Origin of the sequence: Parvibaculum sp. (assembly GCF_035511255.1) — a bacterium.
In the GTDB taxonomy this organism is placed as follows: Bacteria; Pseudomonadota; Alphaproteobacteria; order Parvibaculales; family Parvibaculaceae; genus Parvibaculum.
Genome location: NZ_DATKFR010000322.1, coordinates 1 through 22,009, shown reverse-complemented (window position 1 = coordinate 22,009; position 22,009 = coordinate 1). Strand labels below are relative to the sequence as shown.

Sequence of the window (22,009 nt, the reverse complement as noted above, 5' to 3'; positions counted from 1 at the left end):
GGATAAAGGAGAATGGGGACAATGGATCGCACACGCCGCAGGGAGCTTTTCTGGCTCCTCCTCATCGGAGGCTGCATCGCTCTTTTCGTCTATCAGCGCGAACATCGTCGCGACGGCTACGACCGGGGCGCGCGGGTCAGCCAGACCGAGAAGGCCCCCGTCCGGGATCCCAACGAGGACATCGTCACGGGGTCCATCAGGCCCGCCGCCGTGCGCAAACCCGTCGCCCAGGGCCGCTATTACGTGCCGCTCGGCTCTTATGGCTCGATCGACATGGCGACCAGACGCTATCTCGACCTCGCCCGGCGCGAGCCGGCGCTCGAACGCAACAACAAGCTCAAGATCGAAACGGTCTCGCTCAAGGGCGACGGCACGTTCCACAGGGTCCGGATGGGCAATTTCGCCAGCCAGAAGGAGGCCAAGGCCGCCTGTGCCAGGGCCGGGCTCTCGACGCCCCAATGCCCGGTGGTTGCGGCCCGCTAGGCCCGATATTCGGCTTTCGCGCCGCAAGCCGGTAGACTTTCGGCGCGCTTTGCCTGTATAAGGCGCGCCAATGGGCGCTCCCGTCAGGGTTTGCGGCCGAGATCGAATTTCACACGCCTTGTCCAAGAGCCGGTCCCCAAAGGGTCGCGAGCCCCGGGCCCAAGGCATTCGCAAGACCGGAGACCCGAGAAATGGCCGTCCCCAAGAGGAAGACCTCCCCGTCGAAGCGCGGCATGCGCCGCTCGGCGGATGCGCTGAAGCAGCCGACCTATGTCGAGAACCCGGATTCGGGCGAGCTGCATCGTCCGCACCATGTCGATCTGAAGAGCGGCATGTATCGCGGCAAGCAGATCCTGAAGCCGAAATCCGACATCTGATTTCGCATCGCCTTTCGGGCGGCTGCATATGAGGCGCCAGCGGGCAACCGCCGGCGCCTTTGTCGTTTCTCGTCCGTGCTCGCGCCTCAGACGCTCGCCAGCCCTTTCAAGGCGGCATCGACATGGCGGGCGGCCTGCTCATGGATCGTGTCCGCCCAGTCCGTTTCCTCGATAAGGAAGACGGCGCGCATCTCCCTTGCGATTTCGCGGCCGAGCGGGCTTGCCGGATCGCCATGCTGATAGAGCCAGTTGTCTGCCTGCAGCGCGGCGCCAACCCGATCGGCCGGGACTGTGCCGTACTCGATCGAGATCGCCATGGTCTGGCGGGGTTTTCCATCCGTGCAGAGACGGTCTATCAGCGCGCTCTTCATGGTGCCGCGGACGTCCGCCGAAACGGAGGTGCCGGCGCTGGTCGAGCGCAGGTCCGGGCCCATCCATTTCACGCCGAGTTCGAAGACCGGATGGCCCGGCGCTTCGGTGCAGAGGAGTTCGCCCGCGCCGCGCTCGCCGAGGCCGGTATGGATATCGATGAAGGCGATCGCATCGCGGGGCGCAAACTCGCGCTCGAATATCTCGCGCATGACCCTGTTCGACCAAGCGGGCTTCGAGCCGCCGAAGAAGAGCCCGTCCGGGCGCGTGTACTGGCCGGTGCTGAGGGCGGCGACGAAGGCCTCGAAGCCGTGCTTGCCGATGAACTCGCCTTGTGCCGTCCGCGCCGCCGCGCGGCTTTCCTCGCTCCATTCCTTCGGCACGAGCGCGGCATGCAGCCTCTCGTAGCCGGGGTTTTCGGGTAAGGGCGGGGCGGCGAAATTGCGGTTGAGGTCGATATTGTCCTCGTTGACGCGGCGGCCATGCGCGAAGCCCCAGGGATTGACCGCATGGATGAAGAGAAGCTCTGTGTCCGCCGGCAGCCTCGCGCCGATACCGCTCTCCAGAAGCCGTGTCTGGACCGCCGAGCCCGTATAGCCCTCGATGCCATGCGTGCCCGAGGTGATGGCGAAGAGTTTCGGTGCGTTTGAAGGGCCGATGCGGGCCATGTCGATGGCGAGGTCTTCGCCGGAGGGGCCCTTCAGGGGGTGGGCTTCGCTTTCGAGATCGGCACCGGCTGCATCGGCCGCCGCAAGGAAGCGGGCCCGCGCCTCGGCGTAGCTTTCGGCGAAAATTCCTTTAGCGGTCGTCATTTAGGCGTCTCTTTCCGGTTTTGTCGTGGCGCATCTCATCATGGATAGCTCGCCTCGCCAAGCAGGCGTGCGCCGTCATCAAAATGGTCGATTCTGTGCTAGAATGACACGGGCCGGCGCCAAAGGCAGATCGTCCGGCGCCTTTTTGGGGGAGTTCAGCCAATGCTCGGATCGCTGCCGCTTCTGGCGCTTGCCGTTATTGCCTACAACATCGTCGTCTTCCTGACCGGCCTCACCATGGAGACGGCCCTCGTGCCGATCTCGCTCATTTCCGGCGCGGTCTGGACGCTTACGGTCGGCGATGCCGTCATCATTTTCGGGCTTTTGCTGCTCTTCCTCGAAATCGTCAATGCGACGCGAACGGGCGCGCCGACGATCATCAATCACGCATTGTCGATGCTGGTTCTGCTCGTCGCGATGGTCGAGTTCATCGTGCTGCCGCAGTTCGGCACCTCGGTCTTCTTCCTGCTGGTGCTGCTCGCTCTTCTCGACACGATCGCAGGCTTCACCGTCACCATCACTTCGGCGCGGCGCGACTTCTCCGTCTCGGAGTGAGGAGGCTAAAGCTCGTCCCCGTCTCCGTCCTCTTCCTCCGCTTCGAGGAGGATCTCATAGGCCGCTTGCAGCCGCCCGGTCATCCGGTGCGGCGGCAATTCGCGCGTCTCGATGCGTGACAGCGGCATCAAGCCCATCAGACTGTTGGTCAGGAAGATGCCGTTCGCGTGGACGAGGCGCTGCGGCATGATCATGTCCTCGACGAGCTCGATGCCGAGGCGCTCGGCGAGTTCCATGACGGCAGCGCGGGTGACGCCCGGCAGGATGCCGCATTCTTCCGCCGGCGTGACGAGCCTTTCGCCCTCCCACAGGAAGACGTTTGCCACGCTGGCGCAGGCGAGGTGGCCCGTCGTGTCGAGCATCAACGCCTCGTCGGCGCCGCGTGCGCGGGCTTCCTCGCGGGCGAGGACATTGTCGATATAGGCGACCGCCTTGAGCCGCGAGACGGGAGACAGCGCGTTGCGCCGGGGCGTCGCGACGATGGCGCTTTGCGCGGCCGGCGGCGGTGGGCTTTCGACCGCGGAAATCAGCAGCGTCGGTATCGGGTCTTCCGGCGGCACGAGGCCGCGCGGGCCGGGGCCCCGCGACAGCGTGATGCGCAGCGCGACACGCGGCGCGTCGAGAAGTCCGTTCGCCTCCAGCAGCATTTCGCAGGCGACCGCGAGATGGCCGGTCGAGACCGGCATCGGTATGCCGAGGATGCTCGCGCCGGCCGCGAGCCGCACGACATGGGCGTCGAGAAAGGCGATGCGGCCGCGCCGCGCGAGCAGCGTTTCGAACAGCGCGTCGCCGAGAAGGAAACCGCGATCGCGCGTGTCGATGCGCGCGTCGCGCTCGTCGACGATTTCGCCGTTGAGCCAGACGATCATGCGCTCTTCCTCATGCGAGTGTCTTGCGTCAGGAAATTCGACAGCAGCAGATGCCCGTGTTCCGTCAGCACCGATTCCGGGTGGAACTGCACACCGAAGAGCGGTGCGTCCTCATGAGCGAGCGCCATCAACGTGCCGTCCGCTATGTGCGCGGTCGCGCGCAAGGGACCGGCCGGATCGAGATCGGCGACGAGCGAGTGGTAGCGCGCGGCGGTGAAGGGGTTCGGCAGGGCGCGAAAAATGCCGCTGCCGTCGTGGTGGATTTCCGCGGGCTTGCCGTGGACCGGCGCTGCGCGGCGGATCGTGCCGCCGAAAGCCGCCGCGATCGCCTGGTGGCCGAGACAGACGCCGAGTAGCGGTATTCTCTTTTCGGCCGCCGCCTTCGCGAGCGCGACCGAAATGCCGGCCTCGCCGGGGCCGCAGGGGCCGGGCGAAAGGATGATCGCGTCTGGCTTCGACGCGATGGCCGCCTCGACCGTGATTGCGTCGTTGCGCAGGACGGTGCGTTCGAAGCCGAGTTCGCCGACATAACGGGCGAGGTTGTGGACGAAGCTGTCGTAATTGTCGATCAGGAGAATCATGCGCCGGCCTCCTCGAGCGAAGCCGATGCGGTTTCATAACCGCCGAGCGCGCGCGCCATGCCGCGTGCTTTCGCCAGCGTCTCTTCATATTCGGCGGCGGGGTCGCTGTCGGCGGTGATGCCGCCGCCCGCCTGGAAGGTGACGCGGGCATCCTGCACGATCATGGTGCGGATCGCGATCGCGGTATCCATCGCGCCATCAAAGCCGAGGTAGCCGATGGCGCCGCAATAGGGCCCGCGCGTCGTCGGTTCGAGTTCGGCGACGATCTCCATGGCGCGGAGTTTCGGCGCGCCGGTAATGGAGCCGCCCGGGAAGCAGGCGGCCAGAAGATCGGCATGGGTTTTTCCGTCCCGAAGTTTCCCGCGCACCGTCGAGACGAGATGATGAACCTGCGCGAAACTCTCGAGGGCGCAGAGATCTTCGACCGTGACGCTGCCGTCCGCGCAGACGCGGGAGAGGTCATTGCGCAGAAGATCGACGATCATCACGTTCTCGGCGCGGTCCTTTTGCGAGGAGAGAAGTTCGGCGGCGAGGCGGGCATCTTCCGTGCGCGTCGTCCCTCGCGGCCGCGTACCCTTGATCGGCTTGGTTTCGACCTCGCCATTCCGCAGCAGCAGAAAACGTTCCGGCGAGGAAGAAACGAGCGCGCCCTCGCCGAAATTGAAAAAGGAGGCGAAGGGCGCGGGGCTCGTCTGGCGCAGGCGGAGATAAAGATCGTAAGCCGTGCCGCCCTCGGCGAGTCGTGCCTCGAAACGTTGCGAGAGGTTCGCCTGAAAAATGTCGCCGGCTTCGATGTAGCGAATGACGCGGGCGACAGCGCTTTCATAATCGGCTCTGGCGACATCCGGCTCGGCGGCGACCGCACCCGGCAAGGCCGGTGGATGAAATGGTTTTGCCGCCGCGAGACGTGCACGGAAGATATCGGCGCGGGCCTTTGCCTGGCGCTTGCGCGCAGCATCCGTGCGTTCCGGCAACCCCGTCGAAACGAGAAGAGCGCGGCGCTCTACGTGATCGAAGGCAAGCACCACGTCGTAAAATCCGAGCGCCATGTCGGGCAGATGCTGATCGTCGATGGCGTAAGGTTTCGCGCGCGGCGGCAGGCGTTCGAGCGTATGGGCGAGATCGTAACCGAAGAAGCCCGCCGCGCCGCCGATGAAGGGCGGCAGGCCGGGCGCGGCGGCAAGGGCGAATTCGGCAAGGCGGGTTCTCAGCGTCGCGAAGGGCGCCGGCGCGTCTCCCTCGCGCCAGACCATTGTTTCGAAGGGATCGAGCGCGATAAAGCTCCAGCGGCCGTGAAGTGCCGGGTCGCGTCCGGGCGCCGCCGTCGCGCTGTCCAGCAGCAATGCAAAAGGCTCGCCCGCAAAAGCCTGAAACAGCTCATGCGGCGGCACCCATGAAAAGTCTTCGATATGCATGTCGGACAAAGCGCCGGACCTCGCCTTGGAGCAAGCCCAACCGGATGACGTCAGTCTAGCCCCCTCACTTGTGCGTGGCGAGGACATAGGCGGCGATGGCGCGGCGCTCGTCGTCCTTCAGATGGGCGAAGGAAGGCATGTTGGCCGGCGGCGTCGCGAGAAGGGCGGTAATGTCGTCCTCGCTATAGCGTGCCGCGAGGTTCTTGAGCGGCACTGTCGGTTTGTCACCGCCGTGGCAGGTTTTGCAGCCGACCGCCCCGAACATGCCTTGGCCGCGCAGCGCTTCGTCATTGGTCGGCGTTTCGGCCGGCGCCGCGGCGTCCTTCGTCGGCTCCTGCTGCGGTTCGGCGGGCTTTGTCGCCGGCGAGGCCGCCTGCGCGGCGCCGTAGCTCACACGGTAGATTGCGCCGGCATAATCGTCGGAAACATAGATCGCACCATCCGGGCCTTGCGCCGTATCCACGGGACGGCCGAGCACGTCGTCGTCCTTTTCGAAGCCGGTGATGAAAGGCTCCGTGGTGATCCGCCCATCCGCGTCCCAATGCACCGACACGATCTGGTAGCCCTGCTTTTTCGAGCGGTTCCAGGAGCCGTGCAGCGTCACCAGCGCGGCGCCCTCGAGATCGGGAGGCAACGCGCCGTGCAGAAACTTGATCGAAAGCGGCGCCATATGCGCGGGGAAGCCATAGGCGGGCGGCACCGCGCTTGCGATGCGCGAATCCTGCGTCTGGCCGAAATCGGGATCGGGTACGTTGTTGCCGTAGCGGAAGGGCCAGCCGTAGAACTTGCCCTGTTCGATGTGGTTCAGTTCTTCCGGCGGGATATCGTCGCCGAGAAGGTCGCGTCCATTGTCGACGCCCCACATTTCGCCCTTAGCGTCCCAGTCGAAGCCGACCGTGTTGCGCAGGCCTTCGGCGAAGGTCTCCTCGCCCGAACCGTCCGGACGGAAGCGGAGAATGGCGGCGCGACGCCTGTCCTTCTCGATGCAGACATTGCAGTCGGAGCCGACGCTCACATACATCCAGCCGTCGGGCCCCATGCGCAGCGTGCGCGACCAGTGATTTCCATCGGCGGGCAGGCCCGTCAGGATGCGTTCGATCTTGCCCGTGACCTCTCCCTTCGCCTCGTCGAAAGGCACGCGCAGGATCGCGTCGGTTTCCGCGACATAGAGGAAGCCGTCCTGGATCTCGATACCATGTGGACGGTTGAGGCCGGTCAGCAGCGCGCGAATCGAGCCGCCGCGCCCGGTCTTCTTCGCGTCGCGGCCGATCAGGGCGATCTCGCCCTTGCGCGGGATCGAGACGAGGAGGTCGCCTCCGCTCGTCCAGCGCAGGATGCGCGCCTGACCGAGGCCGACCGCATAGCGGTTGATCTGGTAGCCGTCGGGAAGGCGCAGCCTTTCGCGCAGCCTGACTTCGGGCGCCGCGTCGACGCCCCAGCCCAGAAGCGAATTGGTGATCGGCGCGTTGACCGTCCAGGTCGCCGGCCAGAACGCGTAGGCGCCGCCGATCGTCAGAGCGAGCAGGAAAAGGAGGCCGAAGAGAACCTTGCGCAGCATTCTGGTCTCCGTTTCTGTGGTCCGCTTGCCGGCGGAATCAGGTTATCGGGCTTCCGGCGCGGCCTTTGCGGGTCTGGTCCCGATCCGCATGGATGTGGCGCCGGCCTCATTATCCTGCCCCGAAAGGAACCCGAGGATAAGTTCCCGCAACATGGGGGCTTGCGAGTATCCGATGTCGTGGCCCAGCCGGGGATAAGAATAGAGTTTTGCGCGCGGCATCAGAGACATCAGCTTTTTGGCATGGACGAAGGGGACGGTTTCGTCCGCTTCGCCCCAGATCACCAGAACCGGCCTCGGCGAACGGCCGGCATCGGCAAAGGCCGCCTCGCTGCCATCGAGCGGATAGTGGCGGATGGTCGAGACGATCGCGTCGTCATAGCCCCTGTAGTTCATCTGCCGGTCGAAATCGGCGAGAAAGCGAACCGGGTCGGGCGCCTTGCGGGCTTCTTCCGCCGCCAGGCCGTGAAAAATCCGCAGCCCGAACATGCGCGCGATCCAGTCGCCGATAAGCGGCCGCGCGAGAATGCTTTCCTTCAGTGCCGGGGAAACGCCGAGGCCGGCCGGCGCGATCAGGGTCAGGGAGCGCACACGCTCGGGATGCCGGGCGGCGAAGATGACGCTTGCGGCGCCGCCCATCGAATAGCCCACGAAATGCGCGGGAGCGGCGAGGCCGAGCGTGTCGAGAAGATTGACGATCAGCCGATCCGTCAGATCGGCGTCGTAGACGAGGCCGGGACGGTCGGAGAGCCCGCGGCCGTAATTGTCGAAGGTCAGGACGCGGTAGCCGGCCTCCGTCAGCGGCGTCACGTAATCGTCGAAGACGAAGGAGGGCGTCGACAGGCCGTGGACGAAGACGACGAGAGGCCCGTCCGCCGGACCTTCGAGCCGGTAATGCACGACGCCGTCGGGAAGCTCGATGAAGGCGTGGGCGAGGCCCTGCTTCTGGAGCGCGCTGCGAATCGCGGCGTCGAGCGCCGGCTTCGCGCGGCCCGCCGCCCAGTAGCTCACCAGCATGATGAGGAGGAACGCGGCCGTGATTGCGCCAGCGCCTTTGAGGATCGCCATTCTCTGTTCCGTCTCCGCAACCGCCGCGAAGCAGCGGCTGACGCTACGCATACTAGAGGCTCGACGCGGTTGCCACAAATACGGACAGCCACAAATACGGACAGTAGGTGTGCGGCTTCGGGCCTTGCGGAGCCCGGCGACTGGGGGCTTGATGCACCGCAAGAACCGAAGACCCATCTTCGTGCGGGGTCTCGATCGAAAACAGGAGGACATCGTGCAGAACGCATTCAAGGACAAGGTGCTGGCGGGCAAGGTCGTGTTCGTGGCGGGCGCCTCGAGCGGTATCAATCTCGGCATCGCGCAGCATTTCGCGAGGGCGGGCGCGAAGATCGCCCTCATCAGCCGTAGCCACGAGAAAATCACGGCGGCAGCGAAGACGATCTCGGATGAGGGTTTCGACGCGATGGGCCTGGCGGCGGACGTGCGCGATTTCGCGTCGGTCGATACGGCGCTCAAGGCCACTCACGACAGGTTCGGCAAGATCGACGTCGTGATTTCAGGCGCCGCCGGCAATTTCGTCGCGCCGGCGCTCGGCATGTCGTCGAACGGCTTCAAGACCGTCGTCGACATCGATCTCATCGGCACGTTCAACGTGCTGCGCGCCTCATTCCAGTATCTCAACCGGCCGGGCGCCTCGCTCATCTCGATCACCGCCCCGCAGGCGGTCAATCCGTCGATGTTCCAGGCCCATGTCTGCGCCGCCAAGGCCGGCATCAACATGCTGACGAAGTGCCTCGCCATGGAGTGGGGTCCGGCTGGCGTGCGCGTCAACGCGATTTCGCCTGGACCCATCGCCGACACGGAAGGCATGGCGCGGCTCGCGCCGAGCGCCGAGATGGAGAAGGCGATCAAGGCCCGTATCGCGCTCCGCGATTACGGCACCAAGACGGATATCGCCGACACGGCAATGTTCCTTTCGACCGACAACGCAAAATACATCACCGGCACGATCGTCGATTGCGACGGCGGTTCGAAGCTCGGCGACGCCGGCGCGAATGCGCTGGCCGACTTCGCCTAGGACGCCGGCGCCTTCGCGGAACCCCTTGCTCTCGGGAGCGAGGGGGGTAGGCTTCCGCCCATGAAAACATTCGGGGAGAAGCGACATGTATGCGAAGGCGCCGATACCGCCGGCCGAGTTCCAATGCCTGCGCTACGAGGTGCGCGACCATATCGCGATCATCACCATCAACCGGCCGGAACGGCGCAACGCGCTCAACCGCCGGGCCTATGACGAAGTCGAATGCGGCTTCCGCGCGGCGGCCGCCGACCCGGAGGTGCGCTGCGTCGTCATCACCGGCGCCGATCCGGCCTTCTGCTCGGGCGAGGACGTCAAGGAAATGATGACTGGCGCAAGCCACGATGCGAGTGTCGCCTCGCTCACCCGCATCCGGCCGGAGCCCACGCCCGCGGCCGTCGCGGCGCTCGAATGCGACCGGCCGGTGATCGCCGCCGTCAACGGCTCGGCGGTCGGCTGGGGCATGGAGCTTTCGCTCTTTGCGGATATTCGCATCGCGTCCGAACAGGCGAAGTTCGGCGAGCTCTTCATCAAGCGGGGACTCATCTCCGATGTCGGCGGGCTCTGGCGATTGCCGGCGATCGTCGGTCCGGCCAAGGCGGCGGAGCTTCTCTTCACCGGCGACATCATCGACGCGGCGGAGGCGCTTCGCATCGGTCTGGTCACCGAGGTGACGCCGCATGCGCAGCTGATGGAACGCGCCATGGCAATGGCCTCGCGCATCGCCGTCAATCCACCGCTGGCGTTGCGTTACATGAAGGAAGGTCTGCGGCGCACGGCTTACGGCGATCTGCGCGAGATCGGGAGCTGGGTGTCGGGTACGCTCGGCCGGCTCTTCCAGACGGAAGATCATCGCGAAGGCGTGGCAAGCTTCCTCGAAAAGCGCGCGCCAGCTTTCAAGGGGCGCTGAAAGCATGGCACTTTTCTTCGATCAGGACTGGTTCGACGGCAAGCTGAAGGCGAAGGGACGGACGCGGGACGACGTCGCCGCGTCCTTGCGCATCTCCCGCGGCGAGGTCGACGAGATATTCAAGGACCAGCGCGAACTTTCGCCAAACGAAGTGACGATGCTCGCGCGGCTCCTCGGCGAACCCCTGTCCGACGTCGTTTCGCGGGCGGGCATCGCGACGCCCATGCCGGCTGCGCCCGCGTCTTCGAGCGACAATGCCGCCGTGCTCGCGAGGCTCGAAGAAATGGATCAACGTCTCATCCGTATCGAGCGCGCGGTCGCCGATCTGCAATCGCTCATTCTCGCCACCCGATCGTAAGCTCAGGAATGCCAGGTCATGCGTGATTTCCATCTGCCCGGACGCTCCACCGTCCACAGCCTCAACGGCATGTGCGCGACCTCGCAGCCGCTCGCGGCGGAGGCCGCCATCTCGATCCTGAAATCGGGCGGCAATGCGGTCGACGCTGCGGTGGCGGCAAGCGCCGTTCTCTGCGTCGTCGAGCCCTACAGCACCGGTATCGGTGGCGATTGTTTCGTGCTGCTGTCGAAGAAGGGCGGCAGCGAGATCGTCGGCCTCAACGGGTCCGGCCGTGCGCCCAAGGCGGCACATGTCGACTGGTTCCTCGAACGCGGCATCGCAGAGATCGGGCTTTCTTCCGTTCACTCGGTGACGATCCCCGGCGCCATCGACGCCTGGGAAAAGCTGCTCGCCGATCACGGGACGATGGAACTCGGCCGCGTTCTCGAACCGGCGATCCGTTTTGCCGAGGATGGTTTTCCGCTCAGCCCGCGCATCGCAACCGACTGGGGGCTTCTCGCGCGGCGTCTCGAAAAGGATGAAGGCGCGCGGCGTCATTATCTGATCGACGGACGCGCGCCGAGGCTCGGCGAAATCTTCAAAAGTCCGGCGCTGGCGAAGACGCTCAGGCTCATCGCGGCGCAAGGTCGTAAAGGTTTTTACGAAGGGCCGGTCGCCGAGGACATGGTGGCGACGCTGAAGGCCAAGGGCGGGCTTCATACGCTGGAGGATTTCGCCGCGACGAAGGCGAATTACGTCGAGCCGGTGCGTACGCTCTATCGCGGCCGGGAGATCGTCGAGATCCCGCCGAACGGGCAGGGCATCACCGCGCTCGTCATGCTCAATATTCTCGAACGCTTCGGGCTTTCCGGTCTCGATCCAAACGGTGCCGAACGGCACCACATCGAGGCCGAAGCCTCGCGGCTTGCCTTCGAAGTACGCGACCGCCATGTGGCCGATCCGGATTTCCGCAGCGTGCCCGTCGAGCATATGCTGTCCGGGCGGCTCGCCGACGAGCTTGCCGCGCGCATCGATCCCGACCGCGCGCTCGGCGACGTGAAGGCGGCAGCGGGCCCCGTCTATCGCGACACCGTCTATCTCACCGTCGTCGATCGCGACCGCAACGCCGTCTCCTTCATCAACTCGCTCTATTTCGGATTCGGCTCAGCCATCGTCGCCCCGGAGTCGGGCGTCACGTTCCAGAATCGCGGCTCAGGATTCATGATCGACGCGGCGCACCCCAATTGCATCGAAGGCGGCAAGCGCCCGCTGCATACGATCATTCCGGGCATGATGCTGGAAGGCGGTCGCGCCACCATGCCCTTCGGCGTGATGGGCGGCGCCTATCAGCCGGTCGGCCATGCGCATTTCGTTTCCAATCTCGTCGATTACGGCATGGACGTGCAGGAAGCGATCGACAATCCGCGAAGCTTCCACGTTTCGGGCCGCATGGAGGTCGAGCGTGGAGTTCCCCGGACAACGCGCGAAGGTCTGACGGCGCTCGGCCATGAAGTCGCGGAGGCCTTCCTGCCATGGGGCGGCGGGCAGGCGATCCTGATCGACTGGAAGGAGGGCGGTCTCGTCGGCGGCTCGGACGCGCGCAAGGACGGCGCCGCCATCGGTTATTGACGCTCAGAATCTTTTGTCGACAGTCCGTAGGCGGAGCGTCTCGGCGAGAAGGTCCGGCAGCATATCCGCATGAATATAGGCACGGGTCGCGCGCTGGCGCCTTTCGCTCTTGCGCGGCGCGGAGCGAGGCCTGAACATGTGCTGATCGACATATTGTGCAAGAAAACCGGTGACCGGACGGTAGCTTTGCGACGTGCCGTTCCAAGTTGGACGTGTGCGGACAGGCATTTCAACCTGCGCCAGAGCCGTCGTCTGCGCTTCGACATGCGGCTGCGCCTGTCTTCCGGTTGAAGACGGTTGCGATGAAGAGCCGATCCGGTTGATGTTCATCTCAGTCATCTGTTGCGCTTGCGTTCATCTCACGCAAGATGAGCAAGAATTCTGCCAGCGATTTCGACTCGGCATTCCCGCGCCGCGTTAACCAAGATCATTAAGATTCAAGCGCCGAGCGATTTGGCGGAATCTTAAGACCTATCAAGGAAACTGCATAGAGCTCTTGAGGTCGCCCAGGACGGGCGCGACGGCCATGAGGCCGGTCCATTTGAGCCAGAGTGAGGCTGTTGCCGTGAGCGGAGATGCGTTAAAGCCGCGAGACACTGCGGAAAATCATGGAAGATCAGCGGCGGTGCTGGGCGGTGAAGCCGCGCGCCCCGGCAATCCGTCTTCGTCGAATATTGTCAGCGCCGTCGGCGACGTGACCTACCGCTGGACAATCTCCGACGACAGGATCGAGTGGGGCGAGGGCGTCGAGGCGCTTCTCGGCGTTGCGAATGTGCGGCGTCTCGATAGCGGGCGAAATTTCGGTTCGCTATGCGTGTCCCAAAAAGGATCAAGCCGTTACGAGACCGTCATGCATACGCGCGAGAGCGACGAGGGTTCGGGCGTACGCTATGAAATCGAATATCAAATCATGGACGAGTATGGCGGGCTGCGCTGGGTGGAGGATCGCGGCCGCTGGTTCGCCGATGCGGACGGCAAGCCTGAAGTCGCCATCGGCGTGCTGCGCGCCATCGACCAGCGGCGTGTACGCGAGGATCGTCTTCTGCGCCTCTCGACCTATGATGAACTCACGGGCCTTCTCAATCGCATCCGTCTGAAGGAAGGGCTGGGCACGATCGTTGCCCACGCGCAATCCTCGCGCTCGACTTCTGCTTTCCTGTTGCTCGCAGTCGACAATCTGGCCCTGATCAACGATTCCTACGGGTTCGATGTCGGCGACGAAGTCATCATCGGCGTCGGCCAACGGCTGCGCGGTCTCGCGCGCCGAGTCGATGTGGTGGGCCGTTATTCCGGCAACAAGTTTGGCGTCGTGCTCAAGCATTGCAGCCAGGAGCGGCTGATCGCGGTGACCGAGCGCCTGCTCGCTTCGGTGCGTGACCAGGTGATCCAGACTACGCGCGGCCCCGTCGCCATGACGATGTCGGCCGGCTGCGTCTCGCTGCCGGCTCATGCGCAGACGGTGGAAGCGGCGCTCGCCCATGCCGAGGAAGCGCTGATGGCGGCCAAGCAGATGCATCGCGACAGCTATGTCATCTACACGCCCTCGCGCGAGCGCGAGAAGACGCGCCAGCGCAACATCAACGTCGCCGACGAACTCGTCGCCGCGCTCAACGACCGGCGCATCTGCCTCGCCTATCAGCCCATCGTTTCGTCGGCGACGGGCGAAGTGGCGCTGCATGAGTGCCTAATCCGGCTCGTGCAGGAAGACGGCAGCATTTGCGCCGCCGGCAATTTCGTGCCCATCGCCGAAAAGCTCGGGCTGATCGGGCTGCTCGATTACCGTGTGATGGAGCTCGCGATCGAAACGCTGCGCACGCGGCCGGACATCCGGCTTTCGCTCAACGTCTCGGGGCGGACGACGAGCGACCGCATGTGGCTCGACACGCTCGTCGCGCAGCTTCGCGCCGACCGGAACCTCGCCGAGCGTCTCATCGTCGAGATCACGGAGACGGTAGCGATCCACGACATCGCGGAATCCGCCGATTTCGTCTCGCAGCTCAAGGAACTCGGCTGTCAGGTCGCGATCGACGATTTCGGCGCGGGCTACACGTCCTTCCGCAACCTCAGGGCGCTCGACGTCGATATGGTGAAAATCGACGGCTCCTTCGTGCAGAACCTGGTTTCGAGCCAGGACAACCAGTTCTTCGTCAAGACGCTGGTCGATCTCGCGCATAACTTCAATTTGCCCATCATCGCGGAATGGGTCGGCAACGATGAAGAAGTTGCGATGCTGCGCGACTTCGGCGTCGAATATCTTCAGGGGTTCTATCTCGGCGAGCCGGTCCTCGCCCTGCCGGAACGCGTGGAGAAATCCGCAGCACGGGCCTGATACGTCGCCCGAAGCCTCCGGTTGGATTCGGGACGCCTATTTCTTGACGAGGGATTCGAGCTGCGACTGCATGGCCGCCATCTGGCGCTTCAGGTCCTCGATCTCGCGCTCGCGCGCATTGGGCTCCGCTTCGGTGCCGCCCGCTTCCGGCTCGGGGCCTTCCTCCTCGCCGCCGGTTCGCGCCGGCTTGCCGCGCGGCGCGAAGGGCGAGAACATGCGCATGGCGCTGTCGAACATCGCGAAATTCTGACGGATCTGATCCTCGAACTGGCCGAGCCGCGCGCCGCCGGTGAAGGCGCTCGCGATCTTGGAGCGCATCTTTTCCTGCTCGCGTGAGAAAGCGTCCATGCTCAGTTCAAGATAGGAAGGGATGAAGCCCTGAAGGCTGTCGCCGTAAAAGCGGATAAGCTGGCGCAGGAACTTGATCGGCAGGAGGTTCTGGCCGCTCTTGCCTTCTTCCTCGAAGATGATCTGGGCGAGGACGGACCGCGTGATGTCCTCGTTCGTCTTCGCGTCGTGGACGACGAAATCCTTGCCCTTTTTCACCATCTCGCAGAGATGATCGAGTGTCACATAACTCGATGTCGCCGTGTTGTAGAGACGGCGATTGGCGTATTTCTTGATGACGATGACGTCATCGTCCGTGGAAGCGGTTTTTTTTGCCACGGTTTCCTTTTCTCCACTGAAAGCGGCTCGCGCCCGGCGTGAGCTGCGCGATCGAGAACATATCCTGCCCGCGTATGTTGCGGGCTTTATGCCCCGGTTCCCCTGTTTCCCTTACGACATTGTGGCGCGGTATTGTTGCAATGCGCAAGTCCTGCGTTGCGCTGCACAGAAATCCGTTTACCACGACGCGCCGCTCGGGCATTGTGCGCCTGACAACTATGAGCCCCGAGCCACGGCGTTCGGGCCGAACATCCGAGGACATGCCATGAGCAATTCCGACACCGGTGTGGTCATCGTCGGCGCGGCGCGGACGCCCGTCGGCTCCTTCAATGGGGCCTTGTCGAGTCTTCCCGCGCATGAACTCGGCAAGATCGCGATCACGGCCGCGCTCGAGCGCGCCGGCGTCGACAAGGCACAGGTGTCGGAAGTCATCATGGGCCAGATTCTCCAGGCCGCGCAGGGCCAGAACCCGGCGCGGCAGGCATCGATCAATGCCGGTCTTCCCGTCGAGGTGCCGGCCTGGGGCGTGAACCAGCTTTGCGGGTCGGGTCTGCGCGCGGTCGCTCTCGGCTTTCAGGCCATCGTCAATGGCGATAGCGAGATCGTCGTCGCGGGCGGCCAGGAAAGCATGAGCCAGGCGCCGCACGCGGCCTATCTGCGCAGCGGCCAGAAGATGGGCGACATCCAGTTCGTCGATACGATGATCAAGGACGGTCTCTGGGACGCCTTCAATGGTTACCACATGGGGCAGACGGCCGAGAATGTCGCCGCGCGCTGGCAGATCACGCGCGAGGAGCAGGACGCTTTTGCGGTTGCCTCGCAGAACAAGGCAGAGGCCGCGCAGAAGGCGGGCCGCTTCAAGGACGAGATCGTTCCTGTCACGATCAAGGGCCGCAAGGGCGACACGGTCATTGCCGATGACGAATACATCAAGCCGGGCACGACGCTCGACGGCATCAAGGGGCTGAAGCCCGCTTTCCAGAAGGATGGCGGCACGGTGACCGCTGCCAATGCGAGCGGCATCAATGACGGCGCGGCCGCGCTCGTTCTGATGAGCGAGGAACGCGCCAAGAAGGAAGGCCGCAAGGTTCTGGCGAAGATCGTCTCCTGGGCGCAGGCCGGCGTCGATCCGGCGGTGATGGGCACGGGGCCGATCCCGGCCTCGCGCGCGGCTTTGAAGAAAGCCGGCTGGTCGGCTTCGGACCTCGATCTGGTCGAGGCCAACGAGGCCTTCGCCGCACAGGCGCTCGCCGTCAACAAGGATCTCGGCTGGGATGTGGGCAAGGTGAACGTCAATGGCGGTGCGATCGCCATCGGCCATCCGATCGGCGCCTCGGGCGCGCGCGTTCTCGTCACGCTGCTCCACGAGATGGAAAAGCGCGATGCGAAAAAGGGCCTCGCCACGCTCTGCATCGGCGGCGGCATGGGCATCGCCCTGTGCGTCGAGCGGAGCTAGACGCACAGTCTTTGAACGAGATTGGGCGTCGAACGGAGCTAGACGCACAGTCTTTGAACGAGATTAGGCGTCGAGCGCGCTTGACACGTAGTTATCGCAGTTTGCGTAATCTGACCCAGTGACAATCCGCTGCCTACGGATGATTATCTTGCGGGGCGAATGGAAACAAACGGTGAGCCGCGACGGGGGTCGCGAGTTCCCGGATCATCGAGGAAAAGGCCCGAGACCATGACAAAAGTTGCACTTGTGACCGGCGGTACGCGCGGCATCGGCCTTGCGATCTCGGTCGCCCTGAAGGTGGCCGGCTATAACGTCGCGGCGAACTACGCCGGAAACGATGCGGCGGCCGGGGCCTGCGAAAAGGAATTGGGCGTCAAGGCCTATAAGTGGGATGTCGGCGACTACGACGCCTGCGTGAAGGGCGTCGCCCAGGTGGAGGCCGATCTCGGCCCGATCGACGTCCTCGTCAACAATGCCGGCATTACGCGCGACGCGATGCTGCACAAGATGACGCCTGAGCAGTGGCGTCAGGTGATGAGCGTCGATCTCGATTCGATGTTCAACATGTGCCAGCCGGTCATCAACGGCATGCGCGAACGCGGCTTCGGACGGATCATCAATATCTCATCGATCAACGGCCAGAAGGGCCAGATGGGCCAGACGAATTATTCGGCGGCCAAGGCCGGCGTCATCGGCTTCACCAAGGCGTTGGCTCAGGAAGTCGCAAAAAAAGGCGTGACGGTCAACGTCATCGCGCCGGGCTATATCGACACGGAAATGGTTTCGGCGGTGCCGCCCAAGGTGCTCGAGAGCATCATCGCGACGATCCCGGTCGGCCGCCTCGGCAAGGCCGAGGAGATCGCCCATTGCGTGCTCTTCCTTGCAGACGAGAAGGCGGGCTTCATCACCGGAGCGACCTTCACGGCCAACGGCGCGCAATATATCGCGGGCTGAGGCTTGGGCTTTCTAGCCCTCTCCCCTGAAGGGGGGAGGCGATGAAGGCATTCAACCCTTCTGCTTTTCCGCCTGTTCGCGGTCGTACTGTTCGGCGCGGTCGAGGCGGCCGTGTTCGGGATAGACCCATGTGTCCGGCGGGCCGACGTCGACATGGACGAAGGGATGCTTCACCGGATAGAAGCCGGCGCCGCCCTTGTTCAGTTTCTTCGCCACGCGATAGATCATGCCGGGATCGGAGAAATCCTGCGTCAGGTCCATCGCCATGCCGCGCATGTGGAAACTCGATGGATCGACGCCGTCCGAATGCGCCGAAAGCCAGGCATTGGTGCTTTCCGAACGGAAGCCCGACATGGTGTAGAGCGGATCGTTCGACGGCGTCAGGCTGTCGATCTCCCAGAGCAGATCGAGCAATGCTGTGTGCATTTGGGTCGCCTCGCCGGTGCGCAGATCGCGCATGAAACGGTTGATCTCCTTCAGCGCGCCGTCGAGATATTCGCCCTCCGCCCAATAAGCGATCTTCAGTCGCTCGCCCGAGTTGAGGCTCTGCATGTTGAGGACGCGCTTGTAGGGCGCGTCGGCCTTCAGGATCGCGGGTGCGGCGAGGAGGCCCATGGCGCCGACGCCGAGAGCGAGCGTCGCGCGGCGCGTCAGTCTTCCTCTCTTCAGGTCCATGTCTCGCCTCATTGAACGATGTGTGGATGGCCGATCAGCGCGTCGGGCGCATTGGCGGCGAGCCTGCGGCCGTCGGTCTCCGGCACGAGTTGCACAAAGCGATAGCCGCGCTTCTCGAGCGCCACGATGAAATCGGAAAGCATGTCGGCGGTGTGCGGCTTGGTATCGTGCAGAATGAGAATGCCGCGCCCGACCTGGTCGATATTGGTGAGGCCACGCCGCATGACCTCGGCGCCGGAAATCCTCAGCCAGTCGTCGGCGCCGAAATCGCAGGAGACGGTTGCGATGTTGCGCGCGCCGAGCCAGGCCATCAGCTTCTTGTCGTCGTTGAGGCCGGGGAAGCGGAAGAAGGGCGCGAGCCGGGCCTGATCTTCCGGCGGCGCGCTGGCGAGCGCGGCCTCGATGGCGGCGAAGCCCTTCGTGATCTGGCGTTTGGCCTCGGCCTGCGACAGGTGCCGGAGATTGTTCGGGTGCAGCCAGGTATGCGTGCCGATGGTGTGGCCGCGCGCGGCGACCTCGCGCACGAGATCGGGCCGGGCCTGCGCATACCAGCCGACCATGAAGAAGGTTGCCTTGATGCAGTGCCGGTCGAGGATGTCGAGAACCCGCTCCGTCGTCTTCGGATCTGGCCCGTCGTCGAAGGTGAGGGCAATTTCCTTCGGCCCGAGCATCTGGCCTTTCGCATATTGCATGGTGCCATAGGCCGCGCCACCCCTGGTCGGAAGCTCGACGGTCGCCTCGCGGGCGGCGGCGCGCGGATCGGTCGGGCAGGCGGAGGCGGCCTCGGCCGGGGCGGTGGCGAGCAAAATCCAGACGCCAACCATGATTGTCGCGAAAGAAAGGAATTTCACCCGTTTTGCCCCAGAAAGTGCCTTCGGAAGCCTAACATCGTTCCAAAACGGGAAAAAATGAAACTTGGCTCACACGCCCGGCGCCCAGCCTTTTCGGGCCATTTCGAAGCCCGCGAAATCGAAGCCGGGCGCGACCGTGCAGCCGACGAGCGTGAAGGCGCCGAGGGGTTCGGCCGCCTGCCAATGGCGGGCCGGAATGACGAGTTGCGGCCGGTGGCCTTCCGCGAGGTCGGGCCCGAGGATCGCCCGGGCCGCGAACTGGCTGTCGGGCGATACTGAGAGAGCGAGCGGGCCGCCCGCATACCAGTGCCAGACCTCGGCGGCATCGACCCGGTGCCAGTGCGAGCGCTCGCCCGCCTTTAGCAGGTAGTAGATCGCGGTCGAATGGGCGCGGGGCTCGCTTTGGTCGCGGAAGGTCTCGCGGAACCAGCCGCCTTCCGGATGAGGGGCGAGGTCGAGCAGGCGGATGATCTCGTCGGCATCGAGCGGCGCGGAAATCTCCATGGTCAGAAACTGTCCTTGCGCCGGCGCGTCTCGGCGAAGACGTCGACATTCTCGGCGGCGGCAAGGCCGACGGTGGCACGCAGATCGGCGCTCGCCGCGCGCAGGAAGGGGTTCGTCGCCTTTTCCAGCGCGATGGTCGTCGGCACCGTCCATTGCCCGCGCGCGCGCTTCTCGTCGATCTCCTTCGCCCGCGCGATCAGTGCCGCATTGTGCGGCTCGACGCTGAGCGCGAAGCGGGCATTCGCCTGCGTATATTCATGCGCGCAATAGACGGTCGTATCGTCCGGCAGCGCCATCAGCTTGCCGAGCGAGTTCCACATCTGCGCAGCCGTGCCTTCGAAAAGACGGCCACAGCCCAACGCGAACAGCGTGTCGCCGACGAAGACGACATGATCGTCGGCGAAGTGATAGGCGACATGGCCGCGCGTGTGTCCCGGCACCTCGATGACGCGGGCGCGGGCGGCACCCAGCTCGACGATGTCGCCTTCGCCGACGGCGCGGTCGATCCCCGGGATCAGGTCCTTCTCGCCCCTCGGCCCGATGATCGTGCAGCCGGTCTTTTCCTTCAGCTCGGCATTGCCGCCGGCATGGTCGTAATGATGATGCGTGTTGAGGATATGGGTGAGCTTCCAGCCGTTCTCGTCGAGGGCCTTCAGGATCGGTCCGACCTCCGGCGTGTCGATCGCGGCCGTCGCGCCGGTCGAGGGTTCGTGGACCAGATAGCCGTAATTGTCCTTCAGGGCGGGGAACTGGTGGATGTGGAGTTTGGCCATGAGGATCGGCTCTCCTGCGGAATGGTTCTCGTTCCAACCTAATGCGCGCAAGGTCCGGTTTGAACCCCGAAACGCGCTCGACAAACCATTAGGGAAAATCTGCTAGGATTCCTTCATGCCGATGGATGTCATCGATCTCAGGGATTTCTACGGGCGGCCGCTCGGCCGCGTCGCGCGTCTGATGATCGGACGGCGCATCCGGAGCCTTTGGCCCGACGTGAAGGGCCGCTCGGTCCTCGGGCTCGGCTTTGCGACGCCCTATCTCGGGCAATTTCTCGGCGAGGCCGAACGGGTTCTCGGTCTCATGCCGGCGCAACAGGGCGTGCTGCGCTGGCCGCCGGAAGGGCGCTCGCTGACGGGGCTCGTCGACGAGAAGGAACTGCCGCTCGACGACGAGAGCATCGACCTCGTGCTGGTCGTTCACGGGCTTGAGGCGAGCGAGGCCATGCGCGCGATGCTGAGGCAGATATGGCGCGTGCTGGCGCCGGGCGGACGCATCCTCATCGTGGTGCCGAACCGGCGCGGCCTCTGGGCGCGGCGCGAACTGACGCCATTCGGGCAAGGCCAGCCTTTCTCGCGCGGGCAGATCACGCAGGCGCTGCGCGAGTCGATGTTCAGTCCGTCCGACTGGGAGAACGCGCTTTTCGTGCCGCCCTTCGACTGGCGGCCGCTGCTCCGCTCGGCGCGCGCCTGGGAGCGCGTCGGATCGCTTCTCTGGCCGCGCTTTTCAGGCGTCATCCTGGTCGAGGCGACGAAGCAGATTTATGCGGCGACGCCGATCCGCGAACCGCGCCGCATGGAGGCGATGCGCCAGCGCGTCCGCGCCATCGCGCCGGTGCCGAGAGGATGGCCGAGGGGGAGTGAGACTAATTCCGACTGCTAAGGCCGGCAGGCTCTGCACCCAGCTGAGTCGCCGAGTTGAAGAGCATGCATGTAGTTAAATGCGGCCTGGCGCGTAAATGGTCCTGACCATCTCGTTGCGGTACGAGGGGTTTGCGGTGTTGATTCATCGGCCCTTGACCATGGTTGCAATGCGAGCATTCGGCTCTGTGAACCCTCGCCCAATTCATTGAACGATGTTCAAGACCCAGAACTGGTCACCGTCGGTCTCAAGCTTTCGTTTCGTAGGCTTCCGCGAGCTAGTTGCGTTGACAGCCTTTGCATGCACGAGAGCTTCCTTCATCGAGAAGATGAGATCTTGCCCAAGCCCACTCATGGATGCTTTCAGCCCTTCCGCGACATCAGCAGAACGGCATCTTCCGCCAGCAGATTGTCGAGCGTACCGGGGCGGCCGACGCGGCGCGCGCGATTGCCGGTGACGCTCACCGCGTCGTCGATGTGGAAGCCGACCTCCTCGCAGAGCGCAACGAAATCGCGCACCGTGCAGAGATGGATGTTCGGCGTATCGTACCAGGCGTGGCCGAGCGTCTTCGTCACCGGCATGCGGCCGGTCCAGAGAAGTTTCAGCCTGACGCGCCAGTTGCCGAAATTCGGGAACGAGACGATGCAGCGCCGGCCGATGCGTTGCATCTGCAACAGCACCTCGCGCGGATTGCGTGTCGCCTGAATGGTCTGGCTCAGGATCACATAATCGAAGGCGTCGTCCGGGTAGTCGCTCAGATCGGCGTCGGCGTCGCCCTGCACGACCGAAAGACCGCGCGTTACGCAGGCATTGACGCCGTCCTGGCTCAGTTCGATGCCGCGCCCGTCGACATTCTTGGTTTGCGCGAGAAGCGCCAGCAGGTCGCCGTCGCCGCAGCCGACGTCGAGCACGCGGACATCCGGTGCAATCATCTCGGCGATGAGTTTCAGATCGACGCGGCCTT

At 64.5% G+C, this 22,009-nt stretch carries 24 protein-coding genes; 11 read left to right on the top strand and 13 right to left on the bottom strand.

The genetic code is table 11. From position 1 onward, the window contains the following. Window positions 1-21: 21 nt before the first annotated feature. Complete coding sequence (locus tag VMR03_RS12730) at window positions 22-483, top strand: SPOR domain-containing protein (protein ID WP_325405776.1); 462 nt, start codon at window positions 22-24, stop codon at window positions 481-483. A gap of 191 nt (window positions 484-674) precedes the next feature. After that, on the top strand, window positions 675-860 hold the full coding sequence (rpmF, locus tag VMR03_RS12725) for a 50S ribosomal protein L32 (protein ID WP_152214493.1): 186 nt from the start codon (window positions 675-677) through the stop codon (window positions 858-860). A gap of 86 nt (window positions 861-946) precedes the next feature. Here the strand turns inward: rpmF and VMR03_RS12720 are convergent, their stop codons facing one another. Then, window positions 947-2,041 carry a M14 family metallopeptidase gene (locus VMR03_RS12720; protein WP_325405772.1) on the bottom strand — a complete coding sequence of 365 codons (1,095 nt, stop codon included), beginning with the start codon at window positions 2,039-2,041 and terminating at the stop codon, window positions 947-949. A 162-nt stretch (window positions 2,042-2,203) separates the two neighbouring features. On the opposite strand from VMR03_RS12720, the gene VMR03_RS12715 reads away from it, so the two are divergent. Continuing rightward, window positions 2,204-2,596 carry a hypothetical protein gene (locus VMR03_RS12715; RefSeq protein WP_325405770.1) on the top strand — a complete coding sequence of 131 codons (393 nt, stop codon included), beginning with the start codon at window positions 2,204-2,206 and terminating at the stop codon, window positions 2,594-2,596. A 5-nt stretch (window positions 2,597-2,601) separates the two neighbouring features. On the opposite strand, the gene VMR03_RS12710 is transcribed toward VMR03_RS12715, so the two are convergent. The 5 genes from VMR03_RS12710 to VMR03_RS12690 form a co-directional block, all read right to left on the bottom strand. Continuing rightward, the gene (locus tag VMR03_RS12710) at window positions 2,602-3,465 is read right to left on the bottom strand and encodes an aminotransferase class IV (protein WP_325405768.1); all 864 of its coding nucleotides are present in this window, start codon (window positions 3,463-3,465) and stop codon (window positions 2,602-2,604) included. Next, on the bottom strand, window positions 3,462-4,046 hold the full coding sequence (locus tag VMR03_RS12705) for an aminodeoxychorismate/anthranilate synthase component II (protein WP_325405766.1): 585 nt from the start codon (window positions 4,044-4,046) through the stop codon (window positions 3,462-3,464). Before VMR03_RS12705 ends, VMR03_RS12710 begins: the two co-directional genes overlap by 4 nt. Further along, window positions 4,043-5,461: an aminodeoxychorismate synthase component I gene (gene pabB / locus VMR03_RS12700; protein WP_325405764.1), complete on the bottom strand. Its 1,419-nt coding sequence runs from the start codon at window positions 5,459-5,461 to the stop codon at window positions 4,043-4,045. The genes VMR03_RS12705 and pabB overlap by 4 nt, the downstream gene beginning before the upstream one ends. 64 nt (window positions 5,462-5,525) lie before the next feature. Then, a complete protein-coding gene (locus VMR03_RS12695) occupies window positions 5,526-7,019 on the bottom strand; it encodes a PQQ-dependent sugar dehydrogenase (protein ID WP_325405762.1) in 1,494 nt (497 codons plus the stop codon). A 42-nt stretch (window positions 7,020-7,061) separates the two neighbouring features. Further along, window positions 7,062-8,084 carry an alpha/beta fold hydrolase gene (locus VMR03_RS12690; RefSeq protein WP_325405760.1) on the bottom strand — a complete coding sequence of 341 codons (1,023 nt, stop codon included), beginning with the start codon at window positions 8,082-8,084 and terminating at the stop codon, window positions 7,062-7,064. 214 nt (window positions 8,085-8,298) lie between these two features. Here VMR03_RS12690 and VMR03_RS12685 point away from each other — a divergent pair, with 214 nt between their 5' ends. The 4 genes from VMR03_RS12685 (at window position 8,299) to ggt (ending at window position 11,975) form a co-directional block, all read left to right on the top strand. Next, window positions 8,299-9,102, top strand: a complete 804-nt coding sequence (locus VMR03_RS12685) for an SDR family oxidoreductase (protein WP_325405758.1) — start codon at window positions 8,299-8,301, stop codon at window positions 9,100-9,102. A gap of 85 nt (window positions 9,103-9,187) precedes the next feature. Further along, a complete protein-coding gene (locus tag VMR03_RS12680; RefSeq protein ID WP_325405756.1) occupies window positions 9,188-10,009 on the top strand; it encodes an enoyl-CoA hydratase/isomerase family protein in 822 nt (273 codons plus the stop codon). A gap of 4 nt (window positions 10,010-10,013) precedes the next feature. Beyond that, window positions 10,014-10,367: a helix-turn-helix transcriptional regulator gene (locus VMR03_RS12675; RefSeq protein ID WP_325405754.1), complete on the top strand. Its 354-nt coding sequence runs from the start codon at window positions 10,014-10,016 to the stop codon at window positions 10,365-10,367. 18 nt (window positions 10,368-10,385) lie between these two features. Next, on the top strand, window positions 10,386-11,975 hold the full coding sequence (gene ggt / locus VMR03_RS12670) for a gamma-glutamyltransferase (protein ID WP_325405752.1): 1,590 nt from the start codon (window positions 10,386-10,388) through the stop codon (window positions 11,973-11,975). A gap of 3 nt (window positions 11,976-11,978) precedes the next feature. Here the strand turns inward: ggt and VMR03_RS12665 are convergent, their stop codons facing one another. Next, a complete protein-coding gene (locus VMR03_RS12665; protein WP_325405750.1) occupies window positions 11,979-12,314 on the bottom strand; it encodes a hypothetical protein in 336 nt (111 codons plus the stop codon). Between the two features lie 286 nt (window positions 12,315-12,600). Between VMR03_RS12665 and VMR03_RS12660 the strand changes: the two genes are divergently transcribed. Further along, window positions 12,601-14,304, top strand: coding sequence for a putative bifunctional diguanylate cyclase/phosphodiesterase (locus VMR03_RS12660; protein WP_325405748.1), 1,704 nt, complete (start codon window positions 12,601-12,603; stop codon window positions 14,302-14,304). Window positions 14,305-14,340: 36 nt separating this feature from the next. On the opposite strand, the gene phaR is transcribed toward VMR03_RS12660, so the two are convergent. Beyond that, window positions 14,341-14,970 carry a polyhydroxyalkanoate synthesis repressor PhaR gene (gene phaR, locus VMR03_RS12655; protein WP_325405746.1) on the bottom strand — a complete coding sequence of 210 codons (630 nt, stop codon included), beginning with the start codon at window positions 14,968-14,970 and terminating at the stop codon, window positions 14,341-14,343. 265 nt (window positions 14,971-15,235) lie between these two features. Here phaR and VMR03_RS12650 point away from each other — a divergent pair, with 265 nt between their 5' ends. After that, window positions 15,236-16,426, top strand: coding sequence for an acetyl-CoA C-acetyltransferase (locus tag VMR03_RS12650; protein WP_325405744.1), 1,191 nt, complete (start codon window positions 15,236-15,238; stop codon window positions 16,424-16,426). Between the two features lie 228 nt (window positions 16,427-16,654). After that, window positions 16,655-17,380, top strand: a complete 726-nt coding sequence (gene phbB, locus VMR03_RS12645; RefSeq protein WP_325405742.1) for an acetoacetyl-CoA reductase — start codon at window positions 16,655-16,657, stop codon at window positions 17,378-17,380. Between the two features lie 51 nt (window positions 17,381-17,431). Here the strand turns inward: phbB and VMR03_RS12640 are convergent, their stop codons facing one another. The 4 genes from VMR03_RS12640 to gloB all read right to left on the bottom strand — a co-directional run bounded on the left by VMR03_RS12640 (window position 17,432) and on the right by gloB (window position 20,183). Next, window positions 17,432-18,055 carry a DUF882 domain-containing protein gene (locus VMR03_RS12640; protein ID WP_325405740.1) on the bottom strand — a complete coding sequence of 208 codons (624 nt, stop codon included), beginning with the start codon at window positions 18,053-18,055 and terminating at the stop codon, window positions 17,432-17,434. Between the two features lie 8 nt (window positions 18,056-18,063). Beyond that, a complete protein-coding gene (locus VMR03_RS12635; protein ID WP_325405738.1) occupies window positions 18,064-18,906 on the bottom strand; it encodes a polysaccharide deacetylase family protein in 843 nt (280 codons plus the stop codon). 69 nt (window positions 18,907-18,975) lie between these two features. Beyond that, entirely contained in the window at window positions 18,976-19,410 is a 435-nt protein-coding gene (locus VMR03_RS12630) for a cupin domain-containing protein (RefSeq protein ID WP_325405736.1), read from the bottom strand. Between the two features lie 2 nt (window positions 19,411-19,412). Beyond that, the gene (gloB, locus tag VMR03_RS12625; RefSeq protein WP_325405734.1) at window positions 19,413-20,183 is read right to left on the bottom strand and encodes a hydroxyacylglutathione hydrolase; all 771 of its coding nucleotides are present in this window, start codon (window positions 20,181-20,183) and stop codon (window positions 19,413-19,415) included. Between the two features lie 115 nt (window positions 20,184-20,298). Between gloB and VMR03_RS12620 the strand changes: the two genes are divergently transcribed. Then, complete coding sequence (locus tag VMR03_RS12620; RefSeq protein WP_325405732.1) at window positions 20,299-21,066, top strand: class I SAM-dependent methyltransferase; 768 nt, start codon at window positions 20,299-20,301, stop codon at window positions 21,064-21,066. Window positions 21,067-21,407: 341 nt separating this feature from the next. Here the strand turns inward: VMR03_RS12620 and metW are convergent. Beyond that, on the bottom strand, window positions 21,408-22,009 hold a 602-nt coding region (gene metW, locus VMR03_RS12615; protein ID WP_325405730.1), incomplete at its 5' end, for a methionine biosynthesis protein MetW.

Bases quoted from the DNA above. Each gene is read 5' to 3' on its own strand.
- pabB (WP_325405764.1), bottom strand. From the start codon at position 5,461: ATGCATATCGAAGACTTTTCATGGGTGCCGCCGCATGAGCTGTTTCAG.
- VMR03_RS12620 (WP_325405732.1), top strand. From the start codon at position 20,299: ATGCCGATGGATGTCATCGATCTCAGGGATTTCTACGGGCGGCCGCTC.
- phbB (WP_325405742.1), top strand. From the start codon at position 16,655: ATGACAAAAGTTGCACTTGTGACCGGCGGTACGCGCGGCATCGGCCTT.
- VMR03_RS12640 (WP_325405740.1), bottom strand. From the start codon at position 18,055: ATGGACCTGAAGAGAGGAAGACTGACGCGCCGCGCGACGCTCGCTCTC.
- VMR03_RS12705 (WP_325405766.1), bottom strand. From the start codon at position 4,046: ATGATTCTCCTGATCGACAATTACGACAGCTTCGTCCACAACCTCGCC.
- VMR03_RS12710 (WP_325405768.1), bottom strand. From the start codon at position 3,465: ATGATCGTCTGGCTCAACGGCGAAATCGTCGACGAGCGCGACGCGCGC.
- VMR03_RS12630 (WP_325405736.1), bottom strand. From the start codon at position 19,410: ATGGAGATTTCCGCGCCGCTCGATGCCGACGAGATCATCCGCCTGCTC.
- VMR03_RS12665 (WP_325405750.1), bottom strand. From the start codon at position 12,314: ATGACTGAGATGAACATCAACCGGATCGGCTCTTCATCGCAACCGTCT.
- ggt (WP_325405752.1), top strand. From the start codon at position 10,386: ATGCGTGATTTCCATCTGCCCGGACGCTCCACCGTCCACAGCCTCAAC.
- rpmF (WP_152214493.1), top strand. From the start codon at position 675: ATGGCCGTCCCCAAGAGGAAGACCTCCCCGTCGAAGCGCGGCATGCGC.
- VMR03_RS12730 (WP_325405776.1), top strand. From the start codon at position 22: ATGGATCGCACACGCCGCAGGGAGCTTTTCTGGCTCCTCCTCATCGGA.
- VMR03_RS12680 (WP_325405756.1), top strand. From the start codon at position 9,188: ATGTATGCGAAGGCGCCGATACCGCCGGCCGAGTTCCAATGCCTGCGC.
- VMR03_RS12715 (WP_325405770.1), top strand. From the start codon at position 2,204: ATGCTCGGATCGCTGCCGCTTCTGGCGCTTGCCGTTATTGCCTACAAC.
- VMR03_RS12695 (WP_325405762.1), bottom strand. From the start codon at position 7,019: ATGCTGCGCAAGGTTCTCTTCGGCCTCCTTTTCCTGCTCGCTCTGACG.
- VMR03_RS12675 (WP_325405754.1), top strand. From the start codon at position 10,014: ATGGCACTTTTCTTCGATCAGGACTGGTTCGACGGCAAGCTGAAGGCG.
- VMR03_RS12690 (WP_325405760.1), bottom strand. From the start codon at position 8,084: ATGGCGATCCTCAAAGGCGCTGGCGCAATCACGGCCGCGTTCCTCCTC.
- VMR03_RS12720 (WP_325405772.1), bottom strand. From the start codon at position 2,041: ATGACGACCGCTAAAGGAATTTTCGCCGAAAGCTACGCCGAGGCGCGG.
- VMR03_RS12650 (WP_325405744.1), top strand. From the start codon at position 15,236: ATGAGCAATTCCGACACCGGTGTGGTCATCGTCGGCGCGGCGCGGACG.
- gloB (WP_325405734.1), bottom strand. From the start codon at position 20,183: ATGGCCAAACTCCACATCCACCAGTTCCCCGCCCTGAAGGACAATTAC.